The sequence below is a fragment of the Micromonospora matsumotoense genome (assembly GCF_900091525.1).
Classification (GTDB): Bacteria; Actinomycetota; Actinomycetes; order Mycobacteriales; family Micromonosporaceae; genus Micromonospora; species Micromonospora matsumotoensis.
Map to the genome: position 1 here is coordinate 23,077 of NZ_FMCU01000024.1, position 15,835 is coordinate 38,911.

The 15,835-nt window shown below is 73.2% G+C and carries 13 protein-coding genes; 8 read left to right on the forward strand and 5 right to left on the reverse strand.

Features of this window, described 5'->3' with window-relative positions; all coding sequences use genetic code 11:
* Window positions 1-15: 15 nt before the first annotated feature.
* From GA0070216_RS29775 to GA0070216_RS29795, 5 genes are all read right to left on the reverse strand, one after another.
* Window positions 16-1,314: an ABC transporter substrate-binding protein gene (locus GA0070216_RS29775; RefSeq protein ID WP_176739205.1), complete on the reverse strand. Its 1,299-nt coding sequence runs from the start codon at window positions 1,312-1,314 to the stop codon at window positions 16-18.
* A gap of 11 nt (window positions 1,315-1,325) precedes the next feature.
* A complete protein-coding gene (locus GA0070216_RS29780; RefSeq protein ID WP_091253060.1) occupies window positions 1,326-2,435 on the reverse strand; it encodes a 6-phosphofructokinase in 1,110 nt (369 codons plus the stop codon).
* Complete coding sequence (locus GA0070216_RS29785; protein WP_176739206.1) at window positions 2,432-3,883, reverse strand: aldehyde dehydrogenase family protein; 1,452 nt, start codon at window positions 3,881-3,883, stop codon at window positions 2,432-2,434. Before GA0070216_RS29785 ends, GA0070216_RS29780 begins: the two co-directional genes overlap by 4 nt.
* On the reverse strand, window positions 3,880-4,974 hold the full coding sequence (locus tag GA0070216_RS29790) for a mandelate racemase/muconate lactonizing enzyme family protein (RefSeq protein ID WP_176739207.1): 1,095 nt from the start codon (window positions 4,972-4,974) through the stop codon (window positions 3,880-3,882). Before GA0070216_RS29790 ends, GA0070216_RS29785 begins: the two co-directional genes overlap by 4 nt.
* 263 nt (window positions 4,975-5,237) lie before the next feature.
* Window positions 5,238-6,020: a DeoR/GlpR family DNA-binding transcription regulator gene (locus tag GA0070216_RS29795; protein ID WP_141723239.1), complete on the reverse strand. Its 783-nt coding sequence runs from the start codon at window positions 6,018-6,020 to the stop codon at window positions 5,238-5,240.
* A gap of 120 nt (window positions 6,021-6,140) precedes the next feature.
* Between GA0070216_RS29795 and GA0070216_RS29800 the strand changes: the two genes are divergently transcribed.
* The 8 genes from GA0070216_RS29800 to GA0070216_RS29835 all read left to right on the forward strand — a co-directional run bounded on the left by GA0070216_RS29800 (window position 6,141) and on the right by GA0070216_RS29835 (window position 15,816).
* Window positions 6,141-7,007 carry an aldolase gene (locus GA0070216_RS29800; protein ID WP_091253069.1) on the forward strand — a complete coding sequence of 289 codons (867 nt, stop codon included), beginning with the start codon at window positions 6,141-6,143 and terminating at the stop codon, window positions 7,005-7,007.
* A 1-nt stretch (window position 7,008) separates the two neighbouring features.
* Window positions 7,009-7,734 (forward strand): sulfite exporter TauE/SafE family protein, encoded by a 726-nt coding sequence (locus GA0070216_RS29805; protein ID WP_091253071.1) that lies wholly within the window; start codon window positions 7,009-7,011, stop codon window positions 7,732-7,734.
* Window positions 7,731-8,111 carry a YidH family protein gene (locus tag GA0070216_RS29810; RefSeq protein ID WP_176739210.1) on the forward strand — a complete coding sequence of 127 codons (381 nt, stop codon included), beginning with the start codon at window positions 7,731-7,733 and terminating at the stop codon, window positions 8,109-8,111. Before GA0070216_RS29805 ends, GA0070216_RS29810 begins: the two co-directional genes overlap by 4 nt.
* A gap of 74 nt (window positions 8,112-8,185) precedes the next feature.
* Complete coding sequence (locus tag GA0070216_RS29815) at window positions 8,186-8,488, forward strand: hypothetical protein (RefSeq protein WP_141723240.1); 303 nt, start codon at window positions 8,186-8,188, stop codon at window positions 8,486-8,488.
* 567 nt (window positions 8,489-9,055) lie between these two features.
* A complete protein-coding gene (locus GA0070216_RS29820; protein ID WP_091253075.1) occupies window positions 9,056-9,937 on the forward strand; it encodes a glycosyltransferase family 2 protein in 882 nt (293 codons plus the stop codon).
* Complete coding sequence (locus GA0070216_RS29825; RefSeq protein WP_091253077.1) at window positions 9,934-12,198, forward strand: glycosyltransferase family 2 protein; 2,265 nt, start codon at window positions 9,934-9,936, stop codon at window positions 12,196-12,198. The genes GA0070216_RS29820 and GA0070216_RS29825 overlap by 4 nt, the downstream gene beginning before the upstream one ends.
* Window positions 12,195-13,577, forward strand: a complete 1,383-nt coding sequence (locus GA0070216_RS29830; RefSeq protein WP_091253079.1) for a lipopolysaccharide biosynthesis protein — start codon at window positions 12,195-12,197, stop codon at window positions 13,575-13,577. Before GA0070216_RS29825 ends, GA0070216_RS29830 begins: the two co-directional genes overlap by 4 nt.
* On the forward strand, window positions 13,570-15,816 hold the full coding sequence (locus GA0070216_RS29835; RefSeq protein WP_091253081.1) for a hypothetical protein: 2,247 nt from the start codon (window positions 13,570-13,572) through the stop codon (window positions 15,814-15,816). The genes GA0070216_RS29830 and GA0070216_RS29835 overlap by 8 nt, the downstream gene beginning before the upstream one ends.
* The last annotated feature ends 19 nt before the right edge of the window (window positions 15,817-15,835 follow it).

Genomic DNA, 15,835 nt, shown 5'->3' on the forward strand with positions numbered 1-15,835 from the left:
GGTCGCCCATCGCCGTTACCCGGCGTTCTTCGCCAGCAGCGGGGTCAGGCCGGTCTGGATCTCCTTGGCTGCGGTGTCGGCGTCGGACTGGCCGAGGATCACCTTGCCGACCGCCTCCCCGACGACCTTGCGCATCTCGGGGGCGGCGACGCCGACCGGACCGACCTCGGTGGAGCCGCTGGTCTGCACGTTGGCCAGCGCCGCGGCCCACTCCTTCAGCGTGTCGGTGTTCAGCGTGTCGGTGTACGACTTGTCCTGCGCGACGGAGGTCCGTGGCGGAGCGATGCCGCCCTCGGTCAGCTTGAGCTGGGTGGCCTTGCCGGTCGCCCACTCGATGAACTTCCAGGCCGCGTCCTTGTTCTTCGAGTACGAGGACATCGCGATGCCCCAGTTCAGGACGGTCGACTTCGAACCCGCCGAACCGGCCGGGAAGTCCAACACGCCGATCTTGCCGCTGACCTTCGAGGTCTTCGGGTCGTTGACGCTGCCGATCTCGTTGCTCGACTCCAGTTCCATCGCCGCGTTGCCCGCCGCGAACAGCGCCGAGGACTGGGTGAACGTGTTGTTGGCGACGCCGGGCGGACCGAAGTCCCGGGCGAGGGTCGCGTAACGGTTGATCACGTCGGCGGCGGCGGGCGTGTCGAAGTTCGGCGTGCCGTCCGGCTTGGTCCACTCCAGGCCCTGGGAGTGCAGGAACGGGCCGAAGGTGAACGGCAGCGCGGCGGACTGCCCGCGCAACGCGATCGGGGTGACCTTGCCGGCGGACTTCCGCTTGATCTCGGCGGCGACCGTGGGCAGCTCGTCGAGGGTCTTCGGCGGTGTGACGCCGTACTGGGCGAACAGGTCCTTGTTGTAGAACAGGACGACGCCCTCGACGTTCACCGGCGCGGCGATCGTCTTGTCCTGGACCGTCATGCCGGTCTTGACCGCGGCCGGAAAGTCGGCGACGTCGTAGCTGCCGGACTTGCTCATGTAGTCGTCGAGCGGGGCGTAGTAGCCGGCCTTGGCGAACTGGAGGCCCTCCCGCGACGGCAACGTCATGAACACGTCCATGGACGAACTGCGGGACTGCAGGGTCAGCGAGATCTTGTCGCGGGCCTGCTGCTCGGCGAAGGTCTGCACGTTGACCTTGACGCCCGAGGACTTCTCGAACTCGCCGATCAGCGGTTCGATGGCCTTCTGCCACGGGTGGTTGGACATGACGATGGAAATCTCGTTGGCGTCACCGCCCGAGCCGCCACCGTCGCCGCAGCCGACGGCGAGCCCGCCGACGAGGGCCAGGGCGAATCCGGCGCTCAACATCTTCTGTCGCATCGGTGTGCCTTTCAGTTCTTGCCGAGGAGTGGGGAGAGCCAGTCGTGGAAGTCGCCGAGGTCGGCGGGCTGGGTGGTGCGCCATCGCGGTGGCACGGGCCGGGTCCGACCGGCCACCTCCGCGAGTGGCACCGGGTCGTAGCCGGTCCCGCCGGGCCTGCGGTGCAGGCCGACCATCAACCCGGTGGCGCGGTCGGCCAGCAGCTTCGCCGCGTGGCGTCCGGCCTCCGTCGCCTCCGTCCGGTCGACGTCACTGGCGAGCGCGCCGGCGCTGCGCTGGGCCATGCCGAGCACCTCGCCGCGGGCGGCGACCGCCAGTTCGGTGCGCACCAGGCTGGCGAGCGCCCGGGAGACGCCCCCGAGGATGATCCGGGAGTGGTTGACGGCCTCGAACGGCTCGTCGGTCAGCTCGGGCACCGCGCCCTCACTGACCACCACGAACGCCCGCCCGTGCGTGTGCAGGGCAGCCTGCACCGAGGCGAGGAACGCCGGCCGGTCGAAGCGCAGTTCCGGGATCAGGACCAGGTGCGGCGCGTGGGCCGGGTCGTCGCGGTGCCAGGTCGCGGCGAGGGCCAACCAGCCCACCGAGCGGCCGAGGGTCTCCACGATCCGTACCGGTTCGACGCCGGCCATCGCCGCGTGGTCCCGCGCCAGATCCGGGACGATGGTCGTCAGGTAGCGCGCGGCCGAGCCGTATCCGGGGCTGTGGTCGATGCCGACCAGGTCGTTGTCCACGGTCTTCGGGATGCCGACCACGGTCAGCTCGTGCCCGCGCGCGGCAGCCCGGCCCGCCAGCGCGTGCAACAGCGCCATCGTCCCGTTTCCGCCGATCAGGGCCACGCCGTCGATCCCGTTGGCAGCCAGCACGTCGAGTGCGACGTCGAGGTCCGCCTCGGTGACCGCCCGCCGCCCGGCACCGAGCCAGGACCCGCCCTGGCGGGTCGCGGCGACCGGCACGTCGGCGGCGGTGACCGGGGTGAACCGGCCCTCGACCAGGCCGTCCGGGCCACCCCGCAGTGCCAGTACGTCGTGCTCCGCCGCCGCGTCGAGGAAGCCCCGCAGGCTGGCGTTGACGACACTGGTCGGTGCGCCGGTCTGACCGATGAGCAGGCGCATCGTCATCCCTGCGCCTTCGTGCCCACGGACAGGTAGGTCTGGAACGCGGCCAGGCCCGGCCGGCCGCCCTCGTATCCGAGCCCCGAGTCCCGCAGGCCGCCGAACGGGATCCACGGCGTGTTCGGGGTGGCGGTGTTGATGCCGACGATCCCGGCGTGCAGGCGCTCGGCGACGGCGTGGGCGCGATCGAGGTCGGTGCCGCAGACGTAGCCGGCCAGGCCGTAGCCGGTGGCGTGGTGCAGGGCCAGCGCGTCGTCGAGGTCGTCGTAGACGTGGATCGGCGCGATCGGTCCGAAGATCTCGTCGGTCATCACCCGGCTGTCGACGGGCACGTCCAGCAGCACGGTCGCCGGGGCGAAGTGGCCCCGGCCGGGAACGACGCCGCTGGTGACCTTCCGCGCGCCCCGGCCCACCGCCTCGTCGACGAGGGCGGCCATCCGGGCCGGGTCCGCCGCCGGAGCCAGCGGGCCGAGGTCGGTGGCCGCATCTGTGGGCCGGCCGACGACCATCTTCTCGACCGCCGCGACGAACGCCTCGGTGAACTCGGCCGCTACCGCGCGGGCCACGAGGACCTGGTTGGCGGCGATACAGGACTGGCCGTTGTTGCGGAACTTCGCCACCAGCAGCGTCTGCGCCGCCGCCTGCGGATCGGCGTCGGGCAGCACCAGGAAGGGTGCGCAACCGCCAAGTTCCAGCACCGTGGGCAGGAAGCGGGGCGCGGTGGCCGAGGCGACCAGCCGCCCCACCCGGGTCGACCCGGTGAAGGACACGACACCGACGGCGGGGTCGGCGAGCCACGGGTCGACGACGTCCGTCGGGGTGCCGAGCACCGTCGACAGGACCCCCGCAGGCAGGTGCCGTTCGACGACCGCGGCCAGCACCATCGACGACAGCGGCGTCAGCTCGGAGGGTTTGAACAGCACCGGGCACCCCGCCGCCAACGCCGGGGCGATCTTGCGAGCGGGAATGGAGACCGGGAAGTTCCAGGGTGTCAGGACGACGGCGACTCCGGCGGCCCGGGTGCTCACCCGGTGGGTGATCCCGGGTACGACGGACAGCTGCTCGGCCTGCTGCCGGTCCAGCAGATCGGCCATGATCCGGAAGTAGCCGACCGTCAGCCCCAACTCGGCCGTCGACTCGGCGAGCCGCTTGCCGGTCTCCCGGGTGATCAGCGCGGCCCACTCGGGCTGGGCGGCGAGCGTCTCGACGTCGGCGGCGATGGCCCGCAGCGCCGCCGACCGGGCCGGCTGCGGCGTCCCCGCCCAGACCGGCAGCGCCTGCCGAGCCAGTGTGAGGGCCGCCGCCGCGTCAGCGCGGTCACCGGTGGCGACCTCGGTGAACGGGTCACCGGTGGCCGGGTCGAGCACGGCCAGCGGTGGCCCACCGGCGTTGCGGCCGGCCACCCGTACGGCGGTGGCGGCCGAGCGGATGTCGTTGACGACGGGGTCGGTCACGGTAGCTGCTCCTCGTAGGCGTCGAGCTGGTCCTGGTCGAGATCGATGCCGAATCCCGGCCGGTCCGGCACGCGGACCGTGCCGTGGGTGGTGAGCAGGCCGTCGGCGGCCTGCCGCAGCGGGTTGGCGCGGACGTCCCACTCGATGAGCCGGGTCGCGGGCGAGATCGCGCCGGCCTGGACGGTCGCGGCGGTGGCGACCGCACCGTTGTAGAGGTGCGGGTTCACGGTCCGTCCCGCCGCCTGCGCAGCCGCGAGGATGTCCAGGTATTCGGTGACACCGCCGACCTTGCCGAGGTCGGGCTGGAGGATCTCGACCGCCTCCAGGTAGGGCAGGAACGCCGCAGCGCCGTAGAGGTTCTCGCCGGTCGCCAGCGGCATGCCGGTACGGCGGCCCAACTCGGCCAGCGCCCGGGGATCGTCGCCGGCCAACGGCTCCTCGACCCAGGTCACACCGAGGTCGGCCAGGGCGGGCACCATCCTCAGCGCCTCGGTCGGCCCCCACGCCTGGTTGGCGTCGGCGAAGACCTGCACTCCGTCGCCGAGGATCCGGCGGGCGGTGCGGACGTTGGCCAGGTCGGTGTCGGCGTCGAAGCCGACCTTGACCTTGACCGCGGTGAGCCCGAGCGCGGCGCAGCGGTGGGCGACCTCGGCGACCCCGGTGGGTCCGAGGCTGGAACCGTATGCCGGCAGTTCGGTGCGGGGATGCGGGGTGAGCAACTGGGCCAGCGCGACGCCGCGGTGCCGGGCGGCGAGGTCCCACAGCGCCATGTCGACGCCGCTGACCGCCTGGTGGATCGGGCCGGGTGCGCCCCACTGCCGGCCCAGCGGCACCAACTCGGCGAGCAGCGCCCGTTGGGCGGTGGCCGGATCGGGAAAGTGGCGGCCCCTCATGCGGGGTGCGATGCCCTCGTGGATCGTGGCGATCCGTTCGCGCCACGCCCAGGAGGGGTAGTTCGCCCAGCTCTCGCCGACGCCCACCGAACCGTCGGCCAGTTCGACCTCGACCAGGACCATCACGCGGTGGGTCAGCGGCGCGAAGGACATGGCGATGGACTCGGTGGCGCGTGCCCGGAAGACCCGACAGCGCACGTCTGCCACCGCGGCAGCCGGCAACGTGACCCGGTGGGTCTGCGTGGCTGAGGATGCGGCTCCGAGGTCCATGCGCCTTCTCTCACTTCGATCAGATGTGCATGCAGTGTTGAACGTCTCTTATCGAGACGTCAAGACCAGCGGCAAGAAAAGGTGCGCGATGGTTCCCGGCGAAAAGGACGAACTGTCGCAGCCGGGGAGTTCGGTGACCCGGTGCTCCGGCGGCGGGGCGCCGCGCCGGCGTCGGACGTGGGCCGGTCGAGCTAGGCGGTCAGGACGCGGGTGCCGGTGCGGCGGGCCGCCGTCGCCGCCGCGTCGGGCAGCGGACCGTCCACGACCAGGGTGTCGATGCGATCGAAGCCGCAGACCAGCACCGGTGCGGAGGCCGTCAGCTTGCTCGTGTCGGCGAGCAGCACGACCTCGTCCGCGATGTCCATCAGGGCGTGCTTGGCGCTCAACTCGACCTCGGAGCGTACGTAGGCACCCCGTTCGTCCACGGCGCTCGCGCCGAGGAACAGCAGGCGCACCCGCATCCGCCGGACCAGGTCCAGGGCGGCGAACCCCACCAGCGCCTGGTTGTCGTGCAGTAGTTCGCCGCCGATCCCGATGACCCGTGACTTGGGCCGGGAGAGCATGTGGGCCAGCACCGGAACGGAATGGGTGATCACGCAGCCGTCGAAGTCCTCGGGCAGCGCATGGGCCGCCTCGGCGGCGGTCGTGCCGCTGTCGACGCCGATGGTGTCACCCGGCTGGACCAGGCGGGCCGCGGCGACGCCGATCTTCCGCTTGGCGTCGGCATGGCTGAGCGCGCGGGAGGTGTAGCCGGGGCCCCCGGCGCCGCCCGGCGGCAGGCTGGCCCCGCCGTGCACCAGCAGAACCTCACCGTTGTCAGCGAGTCGCCGCAGGTCACGGCGGATCGTCATCGGCGACACGCCGAGTTGGGCGCTGAGGTCGGCGACCGAAAGGAAGCCGGCCCGACGTAGCGCGGCCATGATGTGCGTCCGCCGCAGCGGGGCGCCGTCGTAGCGCATCGCTTCCCCTGACACGTCGGACAGTCTAGCCCTTGTTCTGCTGCTACCAGCAGATGGTAGTTTTCAACCAACCTTTGATCTCAGCGTCTCGACGTCGCCGCTCTCGGCGGCGGCCGCTCACCCGCCGGAGGAACCATGACCGTCGACCCCTCGATCCTCGCCCGCCCGTCGGGCGGCTACGCCATGCTCGCCGTCGACCAGCGCGAGGCGCTGCGGGCCATGTTCGCCGCCACCGGGTCGACGCCCGTGACCGACGCGCAGCTGACCGCCTTCAAGGTCGACGCGGCGCGCGCGCTCAGCCCGTACGCGTCGGCGATCCTGGTCGACAAGCAGTTCGGCTGGGACGCCGTGCTCGCGGAGCAGGCCGTGGACCCGTCCTGCGCACTGATCGCCGCGGCCGACGCGTTCATCCCGAGCGCCACCGAGTTCGTCGCCGACGTGACGATCGACCCGGACGTCGACCCCGCGACCGTCCGCAAGGAGGGCGCCAAGGCGCTCAAACTGCTCGTCCTCTACCGGCCCGACGAGGCACCGCAGTCACGGATCGCCATGGTCACCGACTTCGTCGCCCGCTGCCGGGAGGCCGGGCTGGTCAGCATCATCGAACCGGTGTCCCGGGGGCCACGCGACGGCGGCGCCTACGACCACGAGGCGGGCATCCACGCGGCGGCCCGCGAGTTGGGTGGCCTCGGTGCCGACCTCTACAAGTCGGAGGTGCCGACCCACGGCAAGGGCACCCCGGACGAGATCACCGCCGGCTGCGCCGCCCTGTCGTCGGCCATCGGCAGCCCCTGGGTGGTGCTGTCCTCCGGCGTACCCGCAGAGGTCTTCCCGGACGCCGTGCGGCTCGCCTGCCGCGCCGGCGCCTCCGGCTTCCTCGCCGGCCGCGCGGTCTGGGCCTCGGTGGTCGGCAGCGCGACCATGGCGGACGACCTGCGCACGGTCTCGGTCGACCGGCTGCGCCGCCTCGCCGACGTGGTTGACGACGCCGTGTCGCACTGACATGGTGCCCGTCGGCGACGTGCTCGCGGTCGGCGCGGTCGCCCTCGGCGCTGTCATGCAGAGAGCGACCGGTCTGGGCTTCGCCCTGGTCGCCGCCCCGTTCCTGGTGGTGATCCTCGGCCCGTTCTCGGGCGTGACACTGGCCAACCTGCTCTCCGCGGTGATCAATCTGATCGTGCTGTGCATGACCGTCCGGGCGCTGCGCCGCCGGGTGGCCGTCCAGATGATCGCCGGGGTGGTCCTGGCCCTCCCGTTGGGCGTCTGGGTGGTCCGGGAACTGCCCGGCCCGGCCCTGCTCGTCGGCATCGGCCTGATCACCGCGGCCTCGGTGGCCTGGGTGGCGGTCGGCCAGAGCATGCCGTTGCTCCGGCGTCGGGGCGGGGCGGCGGCGTCCGGGTTCGCGTCCGGCTTCTTCAACACCACGGCGGGAACGGGTGGCCCCCCACTGGCGGTCTACGCCGCCAGCACCGGCTGGGACCACCGGAGCTTCGTGCCGACCGTGCAACTCGTCGGCCTGGTGACCAACGTGCTGTCCCTCGCCGCGAAGGGCACCCCGGTGTTGTCCTGGAAACTGCTGCTGGCCTGCGGGGTGGCGATGCTGGCGGGAATCGGCGGCGGGCAATACCTGCAACGGTGGCTGCCGGAGGGCGCCGCCCGGCGCGGGATGCTCGCTCTCGCCCTCGCAGGAAGCACCATAGCGATCGTCAAGGGACTGGCATCGTGGTGAGACCCGCCGCCAGCCCGCCCCCGTCGACCCGATGGCCGCGGCGCGTCTTCGGTCGGGGCAGTGACCCCGATCCGCGGTTCAGTCTCGCCAACGAGCGGACCTTCTTGGCGTGGGTCCGCACCTCGCTGGCGTTGTTCGCCGCCGGTGTGGCACTGGAGGCGGTGACCCTGCCGATCGTGCCCGGCTACCGTCGGGCGGCGGCGATCGTGTTGATCCTGCTCGGCACCGCCGCACCGGCCCAGGCCTGGTGCGGTTGGGCCCGCACTGAACTCGCCCTGAGACTGGGCCGCAGCCTCCCGCCACCGTTGCTGGCCGTCCCGCTCGGCGTCGGTCTGCTGCTCGTCGGCGTGCTGGTCCTCCTCGGTCTGATCCGGTGACCGACCACGGCCGCTCACCCGATGGCCGGCGCGACCCCGTGGACCCCGGCTCGTCGAACGACTGCGGGTTGCAGGTGGAACGCACGGTGCTGGCCTGGCGGCGTACCGGAACGGCCTTCGTCGTCGCGGTGGCCGTGGTCGGCCGACTGCTCCTGTCGTACCTCGGTGGCTGGTTCTTCCTCGTCGCCGTCGCCAGCGCGACGACGGTCGTCGTCGTCGCGCTGGCGGCACGGCGACGGCTCCTCACCCGCGCCGCCGGTCCGGCCGGGGGCCCGGCCCGTGCCCCCGGCCCGTGGCTGGCGGCGGTGGCGCTCGCCACCGCCGCCGGTGGCCTCGGCGTGGCGCTCGCCGTGCTGCACCGCTCAGCCGGCGGTTGAGACGTAGTGCCGGCGGTCGACACCGGTGGATCCCCTGGCGGCTCCGGTCGGCGGACCACCGCATCGCCGGGCCGGCCGCGCCAGGGCTTTTCATGATCGGCTTGACGGCGCTCGGGAGCGCGTTGGTCCTCGGGAGGGGCGCCCCGACCGGCGGCGACGGCGGCACCTGCGAGGGTGTCGCCAACGCCAGTCAGGAACAGCCGGAAGATCACCATGGTCAGCTGCCACCCGGGTGGGTGTCGGCCCGGCTCCGCGGCAGGCCGCCGGGCGAGCCGAAGCTGGCGGCAACGGGGTTGTCGTCACCTGGTGGGCGGCCCTGTCCGGCGATACCCCGGAGCCCGTTTCGTGGCTGACTGACCGACTCGAACCGGACACCGGGTCGCTGGTCGGGCGGGGTGTGGGGGCTGCCCGAGGGCCGCGACGCCACCGGGCTATGTCGGGAAATATCCGGCTCGCCAGGTCGTTGGTATCCGGTGGCGGTTCATCAGCCTTCTACGGCGGCCGGACAACGTTGTGGCGCCTGCCGAATCCCCCGACAGCGATCTGCCCGAGAAGGGATGCCTCCGCATGCCCATGGACACCCTGGCGCGCCAGCCCGACGCCCCCCGTGCGCTCCGACGCCCCTCGCTCACCGTGGTCATCCCGACCCGCAACGAGGCCCGCAACCTGCCGCACGTCTTCGCGCGGCTGCCCCGCGACATCGACGAGGTGATCCTGGTCGACGGTGGTTCGGTCGACGGCACCGTCGAGGTCGCCCGCGAGCTGTGGCCCAGCGTCCGGGTCGTGCAGCAGACCCGTACCGGCAAGGGCAACGCACTGGCCTGCGGATTCGCGGTCGCCACCGGCGACATCATCGCGATGATCGACGCCGACGGCTCGACCGACCCGGCGGAGATCCCCCGGTTCGTCGAGGCGCTGCTCGACGACGGTGACTTCGCCAAGGGATCGCGGTTCCGCGCCGGTGGTGCCAGCTTCGACATCACCCCGCTGCGCCGGCTGGGCAACGGTGGCCTCAACGGCATCGTCAACGTGCTCTTCGGCACCCGCTTCACCGATCTCTGCTACGGCTACAACGCCTTCTGGCGTCGGCTGCTGCCGGTGCTGGACCTGCCCGATCCGGCGCTGCCCCAGCCGGCCGACGGCAGCAAGCTCTGGGGTGACGGCTTCGAGATCGAGACCCTGATCAACATCCGGATCGCCGCCGACGGCCGCCGGATCAGGGAGGTGCCCAGCACCGAGTACCCGCGCATCCACGGCGAGAGCAACCTCGACGCCGTGCGGGACGGCCTGCGGGTGCTGCGGACCATCGCCAGCGAGTTCGGCCGACGCCACCTGCGGGCGGATCGCCGGGCCAGGGCCGTGGTGGTCGTCCCGGTCCTGCCGCTCAGCCAACTGGCCTGGGCCGCCGGCGGAGCCGCCCGCACCGAGTACCGACTGGAGGCAGTATGACCACGCCTGTGCCGCAGATCAGTGTCGTCATTCCCAGCCACGCCGAGCGACGCTTCGGATACCTCGTCGAGGCGATCGCCGTGCTGCGTGCCCAGTCGCCCGCCCCGGCCGAGATCATCGTGGTGGTGGACCACAACCCGGCCCTGTTCGAGCGGGCCAGCCGGGAGTTGACCGGCGTGACCGTGCTGGAGAACCGCTTCCGGCCCGGGGTCTCCGGCACCCGCAACACCGGGGCCGCGCAGGCCGCCGGTCCACTGCTCGTCTTCCTCGACGACGACGTCCGGCCCGCCCCCGACTGGCTGTCGCGCCTGATCGCGCCGCTGGCCGACCCCGGCGTGGTGGGTGCCGGCGCCGGCACCGTCGCCCGCTGGGAGACCCGGCAACCCCGGTGGCTGCCGGACGAGTTCCTCTGGGCGGTCGGTGCCTCCTACCGAGGACTGCCGACCAGCACCGCGCGGGTCCGTAACGTCTGGTCGGCGAGCATGGCCGTACGGCGCGACCCGTTCCTGGCCGCCGGTGGCTTCCGCACCGACTTCGGCAAGGTCGGCAACCGCTCCCGGCCCGAGGACACCGAGCTGTGCCTGCGGCTGGCCCGGCACAGCGGCGGCCACTGGGTGTACGTCCCGGACGCCGTCATCTCGCACCCGGTGCAGGCCGACCGCGCCACCTTCCGCTACTTCCTGGTCCGCTGTGTCAACGAGGGGCGCGGCAAGATCCTGATGGCCCGGCTGCTGGGCACCGGTGGCGCGCTCACCGCCGAGCAGGCTCACCTGCGCTCGGTCCTGCCCCGGGCGGTGTGGCACGGCGTCACCGGTCCGTTGCGCGGCGCCGGCCCACGTCCGGCGCTGCGGGCCGGCGCGATGCTGGCCGGTCTGCTCGCCGCCGCGCTCGGTGCGGTGCTGGAACTGCTCACCCGCCACCCTGCCGCCCCGCCGGCCGAAGTCGGTCCGGCCCCGACCCGAGGCCGGTTGCCGGCCCTGGTCCGCGATGTCGAGCTGACCGAGCCGCTGCCCCGGATCCCCGCCGTCGCCGCCGACGGGCGTCGGATCGAGCGGGCCTGGCTGCTGGTCCGCCTGCACACCGAGCCGATCGGCTCGGTCCTGCTGGAGGTGCCCGACGCCGGACTCGACCCGGCCGAACTCGCCACCGCGATCGACACCGGCCTCGGCACCGAGCTGCGGCGGCGGCTGCCGGCCGGCTGGCCCACCCCGGCACCTGGCGACCTGCCGGCCGGACTGCCGCCCGCTGCCGCCTCGGCGCAGCTACGCCGCCGGGCCGAGGTGCTGCGCGACCCGCCGCCCATCACCGTGGTGGTCTGCACCAGGGAACGCCCCGAGGAGTTGGCCCGCTGCCTGGACAGCCTCCTGGCCCAGCCGTACCCGAACTTCCGGGTCCTGGTCGTGGACAACGCACCCGTCACCGACGCGACCCGGGCGGTGGCCGCCGCAGCGGCGAGCCGTGGGCCGGTGGAGCGGATCGTCGAGCCCCGGGCCGGTCTGTCGTTCGCCCGCAACCGGGCCGTCGCGGCGGCACCGGGGGAGACCCTCGCCTGGATCGACGACGACGAGGTGGCCGATCCGTACTGGCTCAGCGAGGTGGCGCGGGCGCTCGCCGACCACCCCGAGGCCGACGTGGTGTCGGGCGTGATCGTGCCGGCCGAGCTGGAGACCGACCCGCAACTGTGGTTCGAGAGCTTCGGCGGGCACAGCAAGGGACGCGGGTACACCCCGGACGTGTTCTCCCCGGCCACCGCCGCGCGACAGAGCCCGCTCTATCCGCTGCCGCCCTTCGGCACCGGCGCGAACATGACCTTCCGGCCCGGCGTGATCGAGCGGATCGGCGGGTTCGACACCGCCCTCGGCGCGGGCACCCCGGCGATGGGTTCCGAGGACACCCTCGCCTTCACCCGGGTGCTGCTGGCCGGGGGCACGGTGGTGTACCACCCCGCCGCCGTGGTCCGGCACTACCACCGCCGCGACCTGGCCGGCCTGCGCAAGCAGCTCGTCGGCTACGGCACCGGGCTGACCGCCGCGTACACCGGGCTGGTGCTGACCGATCCGGCCCGGCTGCTGCCGCTGCTGCGGCTCGCGCCGACCGCGCTGCGCGACCTGCACCGGCCGGAAGGGCCCCGGCTCGCCGGGATCGGTGCCGAGTTCCCGCCCGAACTGCTCGCCGCCAACCGGCGCGGCATGCTCCGTGGCCCGGCGGCCTACCTGCGCGGGCGCCGCCGGGCCCGCCAGCCGCAGCAGGTGGCGGCGTGACCGCCGGGCCCGCCGTCGGGTCCGCCGTCGGGTCCGCCACCCCGCTGCGGCACGCCCCGACCGACCCGGCGAACCCGACCGGCGGTACGGCGCAGCCGTCGCTGCTGCTGCGGACCGCGTTCGCCCTGATGTCCTCGACGGTCGCCAGCGCCGCGCTCGGTTTCGTGTTCTGGCTGGTGGCGGCCCGCTGGTTCCCGCCGGAGCGGGTCGGCTGGGCCGCGGCGGCGATCTCCTCGATGGCGCTGCTGGCCGGCCTGGCCCAGCTCAACCTGACCAGCCTCTTCGCCCGGTTCCTGCCCACCGCCGGCACCCGGTCCCGGCGGCTGATCCTCGCCGGGTATGCGGCGTCCGCCGCGATGGCGGTGCTGCTCACCGCCGGTTTCCTCGGCCTCGGGCTGCTCTCCGGGGTGCTCGGCTCGCAGCCGGTCGAGGTGCTGGCCTTCGTCGCCGCCGTGGTCGCCTCGGCGATCTTCTTCATCCAGGACGGCGTGCTCGCCGCGCTGCGCCGGCCGGGCCTGGTGCCGGTGAAGAACGTGCTGGCCTCGGCCGGCAAGCTGGCGCTGCTGCCGCTGCTGGCCGGCACCGCCGCCGGCTACGGGCTGCTGCTGGCCTGGACGGTGCCGATGCTGGTGACGATGTTGGCGGTCAACTGGTGGATCCTGACCCGGCTGGCCCCCGCCCAGCGGCGGACCGCGTCGACCCCCCGCCCGACCTCCCGGGAGGTGTTCAGCTTCGCCTCCGCCGAGTACGTCAACGGCACCATCAACAACACCCTGGCCTTCCTGCCACCGGTGCTGGTGGTCAACCTGCTCGGTCCGGTGCCGAGCGCCTACTTCCACCTGCCCTGGGTAATCGGCGTCGCCGGTACGACGGTGCTCTGGAACGTGGTCACCTCCTTCGTGGTGCAGGCCAGCAGCGACGACGGGGGCCGGATGCGGGCGCACATCGACCGGGCCGTGCTCCTGGTCGCCCTGGTGGCCGGCCTGGCGATGCTGACGCTGGTCGCCGCGGCCACGCCACTGCTCGGGCTACTCGGGTCGGACTACGCCGCCCATGGCGCGGGCGCGCTGCGCCTGGTCGGCCTGTCCCTGCCGTTCACCGGTGTGGTGCTGCTCTATGCGGCCTTCGCGATGATGGAGAAGCGGATGTGGCGGATGGTTCTGGTCCAGGCGTTCGGTGCGGTGATCTGCCTCGGTGGCACCGTGCTCGGGCTGCCCCGCTTCGGCATCGCCGCCCCGGCGCTCGCGCTCCTGGTCGGCCAGGCGGTCACCGCCGCCGTGCTGGTGCCCGGCCTGGTGCGCCGCTACCGGGCCACCGCCGTCGATCCGGGCAGCGGCACGGCGGGCGGTCGCCTCGAAGCGGAGGTGACGGGTGCCTGACCCCGTCGACCGCCCGGCCGCCGACCGCCCGCACCGCGCCGCCGCGTCGACCGGCGAGACCTCGACCGGCGAGACCTCGACCGGCGAGACCTCGCCCGGGGCCATGACCCGGCGGTTGATGGCCTGGACCGGGCTCGGCATCGCCCTGGCCACCCTGCTCACCCTGGCCACCGGTGGGCCGCTGGCCGCCCCGGTCGCGGTCGCCTTCGCCGGCTTCGGCCCCGGCCTGGCAGTGCTGGCGCAGCTCCGGGTCCGGCAGCCGGTGCTCGGCTGGGCGGCGGCGCTGCTGGTCAGCGTCACCGGCTATGCGGCGACGGCGACCGTCCAGGTCTGGCTCGGCTGGTGGCAGCCGCGCGCGGTCGTGCTGGTCGCAGCGGTGCTGGTCGTGCTCTCCTGCGTGCTGGCGCTGCGTCGGTCGGGCTGGCGGGCCGGGCCGGGCCCGCACCGGGTGCCGGCGACCGGGCGCGGTCGGCTCGTCGGCCACGCGGTGATCCTGGCCGCGGCGACGCTGCTCTGGCTGGTCGCGCTGGCCCGCTCCGATCTCGACGGGGTGACCGGGTACGGGCTGCTGGCCAGCATCCATCCCGCCTTCTTCGCCGCGGTGGCGCTCTGCACGGTTGGCTTCGTCCTCGGCCTCACCCGGGCCGGCCGGGCACCCGGTGTGCAGCCGGTGTACCTGGTGCTGCTGGTGCTGCTGGTGCACGGCACGGTGCCGCTCCTGCTCGACGAGCCCCAGTACGCCTGGACGTACAAGCACCTCGGGGTGGTCGAGCTGATCCAGGCCACCGGCTCGGTCGGCGCGTCGACCGACATCTACCAGCAGTGGCCCACCCTCTTCGCCAGCGTCGCGCAGCTCGCCGACCTCTCGGGGCAGCCGGCCGTCGTACTGGCCGACTGGTCGGCGGTCTTCTTCAACCTGGCCGGTGTGCTGCTGCTCGCCGCGATCGCCCGGACCCTCTCCCCGGACCGGCGGGTCGCCGCACTGACCGCCTTCGGCTTCGTCGCCGTCAACTGGGTGGAGGAGGACTACCTGGCACCGCAGGCGCTGGCCTTCCTGCTCAGCCTCGGTGTCCTCCTGGTGCTGCTGCACCGGCTGCGGCGGCCCGACCCCGCCGAGGGCGTCGACCGGAGCACCCGCCGGGGGCGGGCGCTGTCCCTCGCCGCCCTGCTGGTGATCTTCGCGGTGCTCACCGCCACCCACCAGCTCTCGCCGTACCTCGTCCTGGCCCAGGTCGGAGCCCTCACCCTGCTACGCCAGATCCGTCCGTGGTGGACCGTCGTGGCGATGGGCGTCATCCTGCTGGGCTACCTGCTGCCCCGCTACCACCTCGTCGCCGGCTCGTTCGGCCTCTTCGAGGGGATCAACATCTTCGCCAACGCGTCCGGCAACGCCGACGGTTGGGGATCGACCGGGCAGGCCGTCTCCGCCATCGTGGTCCGGTGCCTCGCGCTGAGCGTCTGGGGGCTGGCCGCCCTGGCGGTGCTGTGGTCCCGGCGCCGGCACTCGACGGTCCTCGTGCCGGCGGTCCTCGCCGGTACGCCCTTCCTGCTCCTGGCCGGGCAGAGCTACGGCGGGGAGGCGATCTACCGGGTCTTCCTCTTCTCCGCCCCCTGGTGCGTCCTGCTGATCGCGATGGCCTTCTTCGCGCCACGCCCGACCGGTGCGGTCGAGGCCGAGGCTCCCGGCGACGACCCGGCCCCGGCCGGCCGGGACACCGGCACCGCCGGCCGGCGATCCCCGTCCTGGCTTCGGCCGGTGCTGCTGGGGCTGGCGCTCACCGTGGCGGTGTTCGGCACGGTGCAGGGGCGGCACGGCCAACTTGTGGTGGATCGGCAGGACGCCGCCGGGGTCGCGGCGGCGAGGCAGCTCTACGCCGAGGCCGCACCCGGGGCGACGATCGCGCTCGCCACGTCGAACTTCCCCAGCCGGCTCACCGCCGACTATCCCGACTTCAACCGGAGCGTTCCGGTCGGCGAGCCCGACCTGGTCAAGGGGGCGCAACTACGCGGTGTGGCGCTCGGTCCCGCGCAGCTGCCGGCGATCGAGAGTTATCTGCGCGGCTTCGGCGGGACGGCGACCTACCTGGTGATCAGCGACGGGATGCGCCGGCAGGCAGCCTACTTCGGATACCTGCCCGACGGGGCGCTCGACCGGCTGGAGGCGGCGCTGCGGGCCAGCAGCCGATGGGTGCTGTTCCAACACGGGGCCGGGGTGAACGTCTACCAGCTCACCGGATGACGTCCGGCGGGCCGGCTCG